The 14,517-nt window shown below is 35.5% G+C and carries 8 protein-coding genes, 1 pseudogene and 2 CRISPR repeat arrays; of the genes and pseudogenes, 1 reads left to right on the top strand and 8 read right to left on the bottom strand.

Going from position 1 to position 14,517, the window contains the following annotated elements; translation table 11 throughout:
- Positions 1–2 precede the first annotated feature (2 nt).
- A CRISPR array of direct repeats spans positions 3–363; the repeat unit is 32 nt; unit sequence ATTTCAATCCACGCATCCGCGAAGGATGCGAC.
- Between the two features lie 167 nt (positions 364–530).
- The 8 genes from cas2 to GX497_03030 form a co-directional block, all read right to left on the bottom strand.
- Positions 531–821 (bottom strand): CRISPR-associated endonuclease Cas2, encoded by a 291-nt coding sequence (cas2, locus tag GX497_03065; GenBank protein ID HHY72200.1) that lies wholly within the window; start codon positions 819–821, stop codon positions 531–533.
- A gap of 9 nt (positions 822–830) precedes the next feature.
- A complete protein-coding gene (cas1c, locus tag GX497_03060) occupies positions 831–1,862 on the bottom strand; it encodes a type I-C CRISPR-associated endonuclease Cas1 (protein ID HHY72199.1) in 1,032 nt (343 codons plus the stop codon).
- Complete coding sequence (gene cas4 / locus GX497_03055; GenBank protein HHY72198.1) at positions 1,859–2,521, bottom strand: CRISPR-associated protein Cas4; 663 nt, start codon at positions 2,519–2,521, stop codon at positions 1,859–1,861. Before cas4 ends, cas1c begins: the two co-directional genes overlap by 4 nt.
- On the bottom strand, positions 2,511–3,374 hold the full coding sequence (gene cas7c, locus GX497_03050) for a type I-C CRISPR-associated protein Cas7/Csd2 (protein HHY72197.1): 864 nt from the start codon (positions 3,372–3,374) through the stop codon (positions 2,511–2,513). Before cas7c ends, cas4 begins: the two co-directional genes overlap by 11 nt.
- A 16-nt stretch (positions 3,375–3,390) precedes the next feature.
- On the bottom strand, positions 3,391–5,283 hold the full coding sequence (gene cas8c / locus GX497_03045) for a type I-C CRISPR-associated protein Cas8c/Csd1 (protein ID HHY72196.1): 1,893 nt from the start codon (positions 5,281–5,283) through the stop codon (positions 3,391–3,393).
- Positions 5,280–6,002 carry a type I-C CRISPR-associated protein Cas5 gene (cas5c, locus tag GX497_03040; GenBank protein HHY72195.1) on the bottom strand — a complete coding sequence of 241 codons (723 nt, stop codon included), beginning with the start codon at positions 6,000–6,002 and terminating at the stop codon, positions 5,280–5,282. Before cas5c ends, cas8c begins: the two co-directional genes overlap by 4 nt.
- Before the next feature lie 208 nt (positions 6,003–6,210).
- Complete coding sequence (gene cas3, locus GX497_03035; protein ID HHY72194.1) at positions 6,211–8,643, bottom strand: CRISPR-associated helicase Cas3'; 2,433 nt, start codon at positions 8,641–8,643, stop codon at positions 6,211–6,213.
- 153 nt (positions 8,644–8,796) lie between these two features.
- Positions 8,797–9,768, bottom strand: a complete 972-nt coding sequence (locus GX497_03030; GenBank protein HHY72193.1) for a transcriptional regulator — start codon at positions 9,766–9,768, stop codon at positions 8,797–8,799.
- 251 nt (positions 9,769–10,019) lie between these two features.
- Here GX497_03030 and GX497_03025 point away from each other — a divergent pair.
- Positions 10,020–11,296, top strand: a pseudogene (locus tag GX497_03025) (IS110 family transposase).
- Positions 11,297–11,708: 412 nt separating this feature from the next.
- Positions 11,709–14,245: a CRISPR direct-repeat array (repeat unit 37 nt; unit sequence GTTTCAATCCTCTAGTAACGAGGTTTAGCTTTGATAC).
- Positions 14,246–14,517 lie beyond the last annotated feature (272 nt).

Below are 14,517 nucleotides of genomic sequence, written 5' to 3'. Positions count from 1 at the left end.
CAATTTCAATCCACGCATCCGCGAAGGATGCGACTCAGTAATATAAAAACTAACGCTTTTTGACAAATATTTCAATCCACGCATCCGCGAAGGATGCGACAGAATATCACTGGATTTACGTTTTAGGCCTATGTATTTCAATCCACGCATCCGCGAAGGATGCGACTCCTGTTATTGATGCAACAGGTGGAGCTATTTCAATTTCAATCCACGCATCCGCGAAGGATGCGACTACGAAAGAGTTGTTGCAAATGATTCCTAAACGTATTTCAATCCACGCATCCGCGAAGGATGCGACAAATTTTTAGCGAAACAAGAAAAAGGCATACAGATTTCAATCCACGCATCCGCGAAGGATGCGACAGCGAATTTGGAGCAACAGTAGCATAAAAATGTATTATTTTGTTCTAAACCTCACTATTTTCTTTAATAATTAAAGAACATTTAACAAAATAACTTAAATTAATCAAAAGTAAGCTAAAAATATGGTGCGAATGTACATAGAATTCTATGTGCACTCTACATCCGCACTAAAAAATCAAAGGTCCCTCTAAATCAATTGCTTCTTTTATACCAATATGCTCCACTTTTGTTTTATAATTGTTACCGAATTGATAAAACCTAAGACTATCTTGCTCATGATTAATAACTTCAGCAAGTTCATATTTTAACGTTGTGAACTGTGTAGCATCTACAATACATTCAAATACTGAATTCTGTACTCGTTGGCCGTAATTTTGACACACTTTTGCAACCTTCCGCAGTCTTTTCTGTCCAGCACTGTTAACTGTACTAACATCATAGGTAATTAAAACTAACAAAGATTACACCTACTTCCACATAAATGGTGGGTATTCATCTAAATCATTGCGTAAAAATCGGGCTAACAATATGGATTGCGCATGTGGTACTAGACCCCAAGATATCTTTTCACCTAAGAATGGATGTGTTATCTTTTCTTGCTTTCTATTTTGCCATGCAGCTAAAAATTTCTTTCTAGCTTCCTCTGTCATAATAACGGCACCATTTTCTTTTTTATAAAAATCATCTTTATTTACTACTTTTTTATTAATTAATGAAAGTACAAACCTGTCTGCATAAACGCCCCGCAGTTCTTCCATAACATCCAACGCTAATGATGCCCTGCCGGGTCGATCCCTGTGTAAAAAACCAACATAAGCATCCAATCCCACACCCTCCAATGCCGACGCAACATCATTTGCCAACAATGTATAAGCAAATGAAAGCATAGCATTTACATTATCAAGTGGCGGCCTTCGAGAACGGGAATGAAAATAAAAATCTTCTTTTTGTTGTAATATCATTTGATCAAATAATCTATTGTAACTAATAGCAGCTTGTCCTTCCAGGCCCCTTAGCCTTTCTAAATCTTCACACTTCCTCACCTCATGAATAAGAGACGATAAATGACCTGAAATATCTTTAAATTGGGCAACGTCTATCCGTAATGGATAATCTCTGGTCATCCTTTCAATTATCCATTTATTATTGAAAATCTTACCAACGATGAAGTTTCTAGCAATCTTTGCTGATGCTTCTTCATTTTCAGAAATTAAATATTGTTTCTTTCTTAAAACAACATTCCCTTTACTTTTTCCAATAACTCTGGCTAAAAATCGCCCATTCATTGTTAAAAACACCAAAGAAATATTTCTTTCTGCGCAATAACCCATTAGTGCTGGACTTGCGCCAGTGTAACCAAAGGAAACGATAGATTCAAGATTATGTAATGGCACTCTTCCTAACTTTTCTTGATCTTTAAGAGCCACAACATTATCTCCGTCCAATGATAGATAAACATCAGTTTGAGTTATAAACAATGTATTAAGAAGTTTTTTCATTCATTAACCTTCCCTTCAATGTAACTTTTCACTGACCGCTTATTCATTAGTTTGGGCAAACAAATATCTTGAAGGGAACAATTATTGCAGAAAGACCCAGTCTTTACTTTCGGTGTATAATTGCGTTTAAAATATTCATGCATTTCCCGAAAAATTGACCTTACTTTGTTTTTAATATCATCTGAAATTGGTATTTCAACTCTGTGTTTTGTTTCGTTATAAAACAAATAACCTTTGTTAATTTCACAAAGTAGCATTTCCTCTAAACACATAGCCTGTGCTGCTAATTGTAAAACATCCGAGTCATTCGTTTTAGGCCTCCCGCGTTTATATTCAACTGGATAAGCCACGTACTTTTCTTCAGACCCATTAATTTCAACACCATTTTCATCTTTAATAAACTCAACTACATCACATATACCTGAAATTTTAAGTTCACGAGACTTAACTGGCATTGCTCTAACAATTAGTTTGTCGCCCCGTTTCTCCCTGATAAAGGGATTATCAGCTTTTCCGTGAAGATGTTGCCCTTCGATTGTTCTAACATTCTCTTCCCACTGCTGTTCAATATGAATTAAAGCCCATTGGCGTTTACAAAACTGAAAATGCTGAATGCCTGACAACATTAAATGATTGTCTTCATCATCCTTATAATCCATCAATAACCTCTACCTTTAAGCCTTCTAATTCATTTAAAGTTATCGTGTAATCTTTAATCTTTTTTGGATCTTCGACATTATGTTTAATATCTACTAACCGATGTACTTTAGCAGAAGAATATTGACCAAGTTTTGAGTTATGCTCCCACCAGTAAACCTTGTGCACTTCCATGCTACCATCTGGACGTGCTGATGAAGTATCATTTTCAAACAATGTTATAAGTGCTTGTTTAATTTTTTCTGCATCTTCAATACAAAACCCAGTTTTTTCTGCTAATTGCGTATTAATGCTACCGTAAAAAACATAAATACCAAAATCAACACGATGCTTCATACCCATTGTGTCAGACCCTTTTTCCTTTCCAGGTTCTGAGTTGACACTTTTCGTAATTTGCATACTTGTAATATCAATTGGATCAACACTTGTTGCAGTTTGGATAGAAACTGGCCCCCTAACACCGACGGAGACACCTGCCCCTGAACCTGTGCCTTTAAAAGCAAAAACTTGTCCAAAGCTTCGAACATCAATCCATTCTTTACATGCAATTGTAGCAAACTCTTCACTTGAACTATTTTTTGATTTTAATATTTTTTCTAATTCTGAATTACCTTCAGCACGTTCTCTTAAACTTTTATAATGATCATTTGTTCTATCATTTGATTGCACGAAAATTGATTCACCCATATCTTGCAAGCGATTTCTGATTTTACGTTTAATTGCTACATCTGAAATTTCACCATGACCATCGTAATTTTGCCTTGGACGATTGCCATTAAGTGGGTCCCCATTTGGATTAGCTTTTGTTACAGATAATATAACAGCAAAATCGATTTTGCGATCTAAAATTGTCATATTTAAATTCTCCCTTCTAATTTGAAGTTTCCGCTATTGAGTCGCTTTTTTCCTTTTTCTGATATAAATCATGACGTTGACTGTAAAATCCCAGTAAATATTTCCCTGATAATGGTTTATTATTAAAATCATCATAATTGATTCTTGAAGCAACTTCATCTATTAATTTCGATAAATACAATCCCTTTGTTCCTAACTTTGCTTGATAGGGTTGTAAACTCTCCTGTATTGTTTTCCACGTTCTTGCTGGATGTTTAGAAAAAGAGTTCATATAACGGATTGCATTACTCGCTCTTGTTTCATCAGAACCCAGAGCCCGTCTTTCCAAAACATCAGCAATTGCTAATAAACGGCCAAATAGATAGTCACGGTCATTATTTTCTGTATCCAATGCCACGTTGTATCCCTCCTCCTTTTTATTTATTAACGCACATGTAATGCTAATGGTTTTTTCCCATTCCCATTTTTCCATCGATACTGGATTTGAAGATCTATAAATTGCACTTCTAATAATATCCATTGGTATTTTTTTATCGTCGATTATACAGGGAAGAATACGCTCCATTAATCCTTTAACAACCTTATTATCTGCCCTAGGGCCATAAGCAGCAAATGCAATATCTTTAGTAGCTGGCGCTCCATAAAACTGTACATACTCACCTTTATCATCTTTTCGATAGCGATGGAGCCACACACATGTGGAATGCCACGATATAAGCCTGTTTAAATAAAGTTCTTTGTCCATATTTCGATAGTATAGTACTGCCATTCGTCCTGTTGTTGCCGAATCAAGGATGAGAATATTTACATTTGATTTAGTAGATAAATTGCTTTTGTAACCATCCAAAGCCTTTGCAACTTCATTTGCGAACTCCCGGTTTGTAAAAGATATTCTTTCTGTTCTTTCAATCGGTGTTGGATCGATTGAAAAGGTATCAACCATAGGATCAGGAATTTCAAGATCATCATTTCCCCAAACAAGAAACACACGCTGTTCGATGAACTTCCCTTGCCGATTTATTAACCATTTTAAGGCATTATGAGCTTTTTGAGATACTTCATAACTAATACTCGCTACTTCGTGGCTTTTATTAAAACGCCCTCTAAATGTAAAACCACTAGTATCATTTGCTGAAATTAATTTTGCTTTATCTGCCGGATTTCTTATTTTATTTGCATGCCTTTCAGTACTTGGAGACATTTTTCCCGTTACATAGCAAAGGTCTTCTTCACCTAATAACTCTTGATAATAATTAATAAAGGAGTCATACATTTCCTGATCTTTCCATACCTTTTCTAAAATCTTATTTGGCGAATAAACATTGAATCTTATAAAAGCACTTTCTTGTTCGCCACTAACTACCGAAAAAATTGCTGGCTTTTCACCACGCAATGATTCATATTTTTTATCCCATGTATCAATTAAGTTACCGCTTGTATCTAAATACAAAATCTTAGATTCTACCAAATCTTTTATTAATTGTTTCTTAGATAAATAAGTAAATATACTTTTTAATTTTTTATTGGAATATCGCGATTCGGCCCATTCTTCCAACTGTTTAATATAATATGTAAAGGGCTCCTCTTTCTTTATTTTTCCCCCATAAGCTACAAAGTCCCCCGCTACATAGCTTAATTTATCATGAAGTGGATAAGGTGCAATTTTAGCCCCTGCACGGCTCGCTGAATCTTCCGTACAAGGAATTAATGTACTTGCATCATTTTTATCTATTACTCTAGCAGAATGAAATTCTCCATCTTCAGTTATTTCCACTTCAATATGGGCATTTTGAGTTGTATGGGATATCGGAAGCAGTGTATATTCTTGTTCATTATATTTTTTTTCAATTACACCTACTTGACCTAAATTAGATTCATAGGTTTCATATAAATTTAGTAGCCAGTTCATTGATTCCCCCCCTCTTCAAATGTCTTTAATAAGTTATCAACTGATTCAACATTTGTTCCATCAAAGTGCTTAGGTTCCATATCTTTAACCTTTCTGATTTGTGTACACTGGTCAGGCCTTATAAACTTTATAATCCCATTCTTCATCACTGGATTCCAAAGCCGTACTTCCATTTCATTACTGCCAGTTTCATCTGGATAATTGATACCATGAACCATCGTACCAAAATGAATTTCACCATCATAGTTGTCATAAAATCCTTTACCTTCACCAAAAATACACGGCTCTACATATGCTTGACATTCTCTTGTCCCCAAGAAAATATCTCTTCGACCACCAGCTTTGAGTGAGCGTATCAGAATGTTATGGTGCTTATTTTCGTTACGGTCAAAAGCCATATCTAGTCGATGTGGGTTAAATAGAAAATGAGCCCTTACTTGATATTTCACATCTTTTAAATACGTGTAATTTGCTAATGTATTCCCCCCACCATATTCAATTGGTCGGATGCCTTTTGACTCCATTCGTATAGCATTCATAACTCTAACTTCATCAACTACCATTAAAAGTGTGGGTTTCCAATAAATCGATTCTACGACCCCCTTTAAAGCTTGGTATGTTGGTACTTGATATGATAGTTTCTCTCCACCCATTTTTGTTAAAGGGTCAGTAAATAAGGCATATTTCCCATAAACCTCAAACTCAATTGCATTTCGCATTATCTCACCTCCTCCATTTCCATATTTTCAATTAATTTCATTTTAACCTATTATTACCATTTGTTCAAGTTTTAAATTATATATTATATGAAACATAATTAATACTATCAAAACATGTTATAATAAATTGCAAGTTGTCGCTTTAAAAAAGCGTGGATTGAAAGATATATTATATTATTTAAAAACCTATCTAAAACAAGATAGGTTTTTAAAACATATTCAATCCAGACCAACTTTCATTTTCAATATCAAGACCAAACTCCTGATTATACGCCCCTTCCTTTAGAGCTAATACTTTTCCGTCAAGATAAGGTACTAATGCATTATTTTTGTCTAATTGTTTTTTATCAAACTCATATACGCTAACCGTATACTGTTGGGCTTTCCGCAATAATCTTGTTAAGTCTTCTATCGATTTATTACTGTTTAATTCTGCGATAATTTCCTTCCCTTCACCATATGGGGCTATAATAGACGTTGTATTATTATCAATTACATGAAAATGTTCTGCCGCTGTTTTATAGCTATTTACAATAAATAATGGAAGGTGATTCCTTTCATTATGAAGATAGGCTTGATAATAACTATATTTACATTTTGTTGCAGTCAATAACTCTATCATTTCCTTTTTAAGTTGCGGAATAAAATAATTCAAATTTCCCTTGAAATCTGTATAATACTCCTGAAAGTACCGCTCCATTGCTTTTGTAGATAAAATATCCCCGCCATGGCTCATTTTATCATGCTTTAAATCAATTAAAATTTTTCTCGACACTTGCTTTCCGACTTTAATCTCTTTTAAGTGATTCAAGTTCTCTTCCACATGGTCAATAACATATACATTTCTTATATTCTTTTCACCATGCCTATTACATCTCCCAGCCGCTTGGGCAATTGAATCTAATCCTGCTAAAGAACGAATGACACAATCAAAGCTAACATCCACGCCAGCTTCGATCAGTTGGGTGCTAATAACAATTAATTTATTACCATCCTTTAGGTGCTGTCTTATTTCTTCCAAAATATTGTTTCTATGAGCTGCACACATTGATGTGCTTAAATGATAGAGAGGAAAACGAATCTCTCTTTCTTTCAATTGATTATATAAATCTTTAACAACTGATTTTGTATTTAAAATAATCAAAACGTTTTGAACGTCTTCAAGTTTAGTTTCAACAAAATCGCATAGTTTTTCGTTGTTAAATGTTTCATCAGTTGCTTTATCAATAATTTCGACTCGTTTAAATGCTTCAATAACATTGTCTAGGTCATTTATCATTTCGGCATCTGTATTTATTTCGAGTTTATGTTCAACAAATTCCAAAGCTGGTTGAGTAGCAGTGCATAGAACCATACTTGAATGACCATATAATTTTAAGAAGTTTAATGCCTGATTAAATAAAGAAACACTTGAAATGGGAACCTTTTGCACCTCATCGAAAATAATAATAGATTCGCATAAATTATGAAGTCTTCTAATATTTCTGCTTCCCTTTGCATAAAATACATTTAAAAACTGCACCATTGTGGTAAAGATAATAGGTGAGTCCCAATTATCTTTTGCCAATTTTAATTTCTGCTGTACACTCATTCTGCCTGAATGGCTTTCATCATCTATATTTGTATCCTCGATTACGTTAGAATGATGTTCTAATATATTACCTTCGTCCAACAATATTTTCCTTACCTCTTCAGCATTTTGCTCTATAATTGTTGTATAGGGAACTACATAAATAATGCGCTTTTTGTTGTACTTAATGGCATGTTTTAATGCATACCTTAAACTGGCTAATGTCTTACCACCACCAGTTGGAATTGATAATGTATATATTCCGGATGGACTTTCTGCAAATTCTTCACATTGATTTGACATCTTTGTTCTTAAGAGGTTAATAGGTGTATTGGCTTTCGGATGTGCCTTATATGAATTCATCTTCGTCATTAATCTTTGATAGTAAGTCTCAAACAGTTTTTTGTAATCAGTAGGTTTTTCGGTTTCATTAGTCTTATTTTCTTCAAATAACCTTGTATTTGTTCGATCAGCATCAATTAATGCACTGAAGATAAATTTTGTCAGAAACATCAATTGCTTTTCATTATGCTCTGATGACTCTTTTACTAAAAATCTTTCAACTTCAACTGCAGCCTTTTCAACATAATCATAAAAATCTCCTTCATTTATGACATTTTCAAAAAAATATTGCTTTGTCCTTTCAAATCTAGGTAATTCTTTATCACGAACTCTACTTAAATAATTAGACTCTAAATTAGGAGTTAAAAAATCTTGAAGATATGAATGGTGCGAAATAATAGCGTTTCCTACTATTTCAGCGACAATTCCTTTATAACGTTCAATATTTTCTGTATGAAAAAGATCATATAAAAGCTTTCCTCCTGCTGTTGAGTGGTCAACACTTCCTCTTTTAGGTGGTGCTTCAGGATTATTTACTGCTTCTAATATGTACTCTTTAAATTCATTTGAATATTTTCCTAGGTCGTGTAGCATTCCAGCGAGACCAGCTAGATGTTTTACCTCAAGCTTTTCCCCATATAATTCTGCTAAATCTCTTACTTCTAATAAATGCTGCTTAACTGTTTGTATTTGGTTATCATTTTCTCGAATATGAGCAATAAAATTCATCCAACCCCTCCATATTTTTAATTTAGCCTTTATATAACTAGAAATACCTGCAACCAACTACTCAATTTAAATACGTATGCTTTGAATTGGAAAAAAGGAGTACTCCCGACACTTTTTATCTGTTATGGGATTTAATTGAAAACCAATATCTTTTTAACATTCGTCCCTATCATACCTCCCCAACATCACCCCAATTTCTTCCTTAACCTCCTGTCGCAAGCTCTCTGGCTCCATCACTTCCGCATACTTCCCAAATCCATAAACCCATTTTTTAATTTCCCATGTACCTTCTACTTCCACGGTGAAAAGTAAAGTACCATCATCTAAATTTTCTATTTGTTGTGATTCATGCCACATAGTCTCTAAAATCAAACGTGAAATCGGTGGGGAAAATTTAATGACCACTTTTGTTTTTTCGCCTTTGGCAATCGACCAACTATTTTTGATGTACTCATCTATATTGAAATCTTGGTCTACCTGAAATTTTTCATTTAGCACTTTAAGTTGTTTAATTCGGTCAATGCGAAAAGTTCGAATTTCACTTCTTAAGTTACAGAATCCTACTAGATACCAAAAACCATCATGAAGAAAAACGTGATAAGGATTTATCGTTCTTCTATTAACTTGTTGACTTGAAAACGAGTCATATTCTATTTCAATTTTTGACCCCACATTCATTGCCTCTTTTACTTCTACGATTAACCGCTTCGCTTGTTCATTATTTCCTCTTGGCGGTAGCATAATTGATAGAAAATCTTCTTTCCTGTTATTTATCAAAGATGAGCTGCTGTAAATTTTATTTAAAGCGCTTGATAACTCTTTGTTAAAAGGAAAGCCTTCAGAGCTTATAAGTGTATTTACTGCTAGTGTAAGTATTGTTTGTTCTTCGAACGTTAAATACATTGGATTTGGCTTATATCCATTTCGACACAAAAATCCACCCATATGTCCACTGCTTGCCTCTATTATTAATCCCGCTTCTCTAAGTTGTTTTATATATCGTTGAACTGTTCTTGTTGAAGTTTGAAGTTGATTGGCAATTTCTGAGGAGTTGATTCCTGGTGAAGTTTGGATGATGATCATTGTTTGCATTAATTTTTTGAATTTATCTCGAATTTGCGACACTTGTTTTCACCTCGCATAAGACAATTATACCCCTTTTTGAAAATTTTGGGATAGCTATTACGACAACTAGTTGTCAGTAAATCAATAATAAACGCTAACATCGTATATTTTTTCGTAAGAAACTATTAGAGGGAGCATTCCTGTTAGAAAGATTTTCGGGGACTTGAACAAAAAGAGCCCTCTTGGTATGATGCGGGGTGTCAAATCTGGACGAATTGACCCCTAATTTGTTAACCAAGGAGGACTCCATAATGGATTTTAAACAAAATCAGAAAATAAATCAAGTCACCGAAAAAACACTCGTTGTTGGCATCGATATTGCTAAGCGGACACATTTCGTTTGCTTTGTGGATGACCGAGGACGAGTGCTCCAAAAATCATTCTCTGTATCTCAATCCAGAAATGGTTTTGAGCTTTTCTATCAAAGGGTTCTGGCAGCGATGAAGAAAAGTGAAAAAACAGAAGTTATCGTTGGAATTGAACCTACAGGCCATTACTAGCTCAATTTAGCCTATTTTTTAGAAGAGCGAGGCATTCCACTTGTCATGACCAATCCAATGCACGTCAGACGTTCAAAGGAATTAGATGACAATCTGCCAACGAAACATGACCGTAAAAATGCGCTGGTCATCGCTCAATTAGTCAAAGATGGACGTTTTAGTTATCCACGTATCTTAAAAGATATGGAGGCTGAACTTCGTGTGGGGTCAACGTTTAGAGGTAAGTTGACAGAGGAATTGGGTGCTGTCAAAAACATGATCACTCGCTGGTTGGATCGTTATTTTCCTGAGTTTACTCAGGTATTTCCTACATTCGGAAAAATGGCTATGGCTGCACTTGAATATACGCCATTTCCAAGCGATCTTGACCAGAAACAACCCGATGAAATTTTAACCCTTTATCGAAAAGTTGAGGGTCTCAAATCCCCTCAAAGACCGAAGGCAATACGTCTTATTGAAATCGCAGCTCATTCTATTGGCGTAACAGAAGGACATGAGATGGCCCGTATTGAAATCGCCACGCTTGTCCGCCGTTACCACCAGCTAGAAGAAGATATTGAAAGCATGACTCAACATTTAGTTCAGCTTGTAAAAAAATCTGTAGAATATGAATGGCTATCAACGGTTCTAGGTCTTGGGGATACCACCATTGTCGATTTATTAGCTGAAATCGGAAGCTTTTCACACTACGAAGATCACGCCAACTAATCAAACTCGCGGGATTAACGTTATGTGAAAATTCCTCCGGGCAGCATAAAGGGCAAAAACGCATCTCCAAACGGGGCAGAAGAAAGTTACGCGCCCTCCTGTTCCGAGTGATGATGCCGATGATTCGCTACAACGAAGCTTTTAGAAGGCTACATGAGTATTACACAAACCGTCAGGTTAACCCGTTACGCAAGAAGCAATCCATCGTGGTTCTATGCGGTAAGCTATTAAAAGTATTACATGGAATTAGTCCTAAGCACAAAGCGTTTGACGCACAGCGAATGATGAGGGATATTCCTAGTCTCGTAGAGGCTGCTTAAAACCCTACATCCCCTTACTAAGACCTAGACAACAGGATGACACGGAGAAGCTGGCAATATATTCACCATTCGACTTCGAGTCCCTAAAGGAGCTTCGTTAGCCTCTGCCTTATGACTAGACCGAACGAAGGAATGCAGGCACACAGATGCCCAGAGACATGGGAGGGTACATCATAAGCTACGCAGAGATCCATTGTGCATCGTATAATTTCCAAGCACTACTTACCACTATTATCCAGCAGTGACCGCATAGCGTACCCATATAATGGAATAGTTTCACATATTATCAAAATATTGTTAGAGGCCGTGTCGAAAAATATTTTTTGACACCCTGACAACGGCTCAAGCCGTTGATACATCAACATTTATAGAGGGAGGGTAAAAAATGTCCGATACTACAAATCTTGCAGAATTAATCAATCCTCTAATCGAGGTTTTTGCTTTGATACTCTAAGTATATACCTGGTATTCAAAAATTGGTTTTGTTTCAATCCTCTAATCGAGGTTTTTGCTTTGATACTCGTTGTAATAGTGGTTAATGGTTTATCTATCTTATATGTTTCAATCCTCTAATCGAGGTTTTTGCTTTGATACAATGTTCTGCATTATTGATTGCAACCGTTGCTCGGATGTTTCAATCCTCTAATCGAGGTTTTTGCTTTGATACGTAAATAAGGACGATATCCGGCTTGCGAAACTAAAGTTTCAATCCTCTAATCGAGGTTTTTGCTTTGATACGGAACAAGTAATCGATATGACTACTTAAAAGATTCTACGTTTCAATCCTCTAATCGAGGTTTTTGCTTTGATACAAGCATTATCGTAGTGCCGAACAAGTCATTTCTACAGTTTCAATCCTCTAATCGAGGTTTTTGCTTTGATACGAGATTGTTGGACCTGAAATTAAACAAACTGTTGAGTTTCAATCCTCTAATCGAGGTTTTTGCTTTGATACTAAGCTCAAAAACAATTACGATATCGAAACTTACATTATGTTTCAATCCTCTAGTAACGAGGTTTAGCTTTGATACACACTTAAACCTTTTGGCAGTCGTTTTGGCTTCTTCGGGTTTCAATCCTCTAGTAACGAGGTTTAGCTTTGATACAAACCTCATTGGTATAGTGACCACCACTATCTACACGTTTCAATCCTCTAGTAACGAGGTTTAGCTTTGATACCGTAAAGGGAATTATGTAAGAATTGATAACTGTGCCCGTTTCAATCCTCTAGTAACGAGGTTTAGCTTTGATACTTTAAGTTGTTAACCCCAAAATCCGTATATAACAATGTTTCAATCCTCTAGTAACGAGGTTTAGCTTTGATACGGACCAAATTTGGAATCGAATTACCCAAAATCGAGCGATGTTTCAATCCTCTAGTAACGAGGTTTAGCTTTGATACTCGCAAGGCTACGCAGTGGCCGGCACAAACACTATATGTTTCAATCCTCTAGTAACGAGGTTTAGCTTTGATACTCATACCTAGCAAAGTCTTCCATTGAATCCACAATAGTTTCAATCCTCTAGTAACGAGGTTTAGCTTTGATACTGCTGTGTTGTCTCAAATTCCATTTATGTTTGTATCGTTTCAATCCTCTAGTAACGAGGTTTAGCTTTGATACCTAGTCGGCTCACAACCAACGCTATCACAAAGTTTGTTTCAATCCTCTAGTAACGAGGTTTAGCTTTGATACAGTAATACCCTGCTGATAGCGATTGATTTACTGTACCGTTTCAATCCTCTAGTAACGAGGTTTAGCTTTGATACTCTGTTGGTAAAGCAAGAATTGCAAATGCACAAATCTCGTTTCAATCCTCTAGTAACGAGGTTTAGCTTTGATACAACGACAACTCGTACAACTTTTCTTGTCTTGTTAATGCGTTTCAATCCTCTAGTAACGAGGTTTAGCTTTGATACAACCAAATGATACCGCCAACCCAACTTTTTATTTTGTTTCAATCCTCTAGTAACGAGGTTTAGCTTTGATACAATGAAACGGAAGGTATAAAAGTAAAATCAGGTAAAGTTTCAATCCTCTAGTAACGAGGTTTAGCTTTGATACTTATTCGTGACGACAGCGGGAAAGTCATAGGATGTAAGTTTCAATCCTCTAGTAACGAGGTTTAGCTTTGATACTACAATTTCGATGGCACACGTTTAGAATACAACCAAAGGTTTCAATCCTCTAGTAACGAGGTTTAGCTTTGATACGCACAAAGGTCAAATGGGACCCTCTTGATAGAGTTGTTTCAATCCTCTAGTAACGAGGTTTAGCTTTGATACATTCAGTTAACTGATTCGTTTGGGTATGTCCATTTTGGTTTCAATCCTCTAGTAACGAGGTTTAGCTTTGATACTTAGACTAATGCATTTAAAAACCTCTGATTTTATAAAAGTTTCAATCCTCTAGTAACGAGGTTTAGCTTTGATACTCACCGTGTGATTAAATGATAATTTGTTCATTTTTTACGTTTCAATCCTCTAGTAACGAGGTTTAGCTTTGATACTAGAACAGATGCGACTTATATCTATGTAGGCAACACGTTTCAATCCTCTAGTAACGAGGTTTAGCTTTGATACAAATTCTATTAAATGCACTTGGCTATTTTATAGATAGTTTCAATCCTCTAGTAACGAGGTTTAGCTTTGATACCCGCGGGTGGAGGTGGATATAATTGACAGATAGTAAGGTTTCAATCCTCTAGTAACGAGGTTTAGCTTTGATACGAAAGCACTGGCTTTTCCTCACCTGCTGAACTATTCGGTTTCAATCCTCTAGTAACGAGGTTTAGCTTTGATACAAGAGATTGGCAAAAGTTATAATGATAATATTGTTTAGTTTCAATCCTCTAGTAACGAGGTTTAGCTTTGATACGCACAGCGTTACCACCGTTACCATTTGAGAATATCCGTTTCAATCCTCTAGTAACGAGGTTTAGCTTTGATACTGCATTTTCTAATAGCGGTAAAAAGCTTATGTATCAAAGGTTTTAAGAATCTTAAAATATACTATTTTTAATTTTAGTACGAATATCCAAATATTGCAATAATTATTCCCTCTCCTTCGAAAACTACATTTTTCTCATTTAGATATCGGGAGTTTTACACCTAATTCAAATAAAAAGTGACTGTAAGCCAACGTAGGCTTATATTTTTTTGTCAAATTTCGCATATAAATAATGGCGTACTAATCCGTACAGTGTTATAATTAAAGTATATT

This window comes from Bacillus sp. (in: firmicutes) (genome assembly GCA_012842745.1).
In the GTDB taxonomy this organism is placed as follows: domain Bacteria; phylum Bacillota; class Bacilli; order Bacillales; family Bacillaceae_J; genus Schinkia.
Note: the sequence above shows the minus strand (reverse complement) of the source record. Positions and strands in the feature narration are given on the sequence as shown.

Bases quoted from the DNA above. Each gene is read 5' to 3' on its own strand.
- cas1c (HHY72199.1), bottom strand. From the start codon at position 1,862: ATGAAAAAACTTCTTAATACATTGTTTATAACTCAAACTGATGTTTAT.
- cas4 (HHY72198.1), bottom strand. From the start codon at position 2,521: ATGGATTATAAGGATGATGAAGACAATCATTTAATGTTGTCAGGCATT.
- cas7c (HHY72197.1), bottom strand. From the start codon at position 3,374: ATGACAATTTTAGATCGCAAAATCGATTTTGCTGTTATATTATCTGTA.
- cas8c (HHY72196.1), bottom strand. From the start codon at position 5,283: ATGAACTGGCTACTAAATTTATATGAAACCTATGAATCTAATTTAGGT.
- cas5c (HHY72195.1), bottom strand. From the start codon at position 6,002: ATGCGAAATGCAATTGAGTTTGAGGTTTATGGGAAATATGCCTTATTT.
- cas3 (HHY72194.1), bottom strand. From the start codon at position 8,643: ATGAATTTTATTGCTCATATTCGAGAAAATGATAACCAAATACAAACA.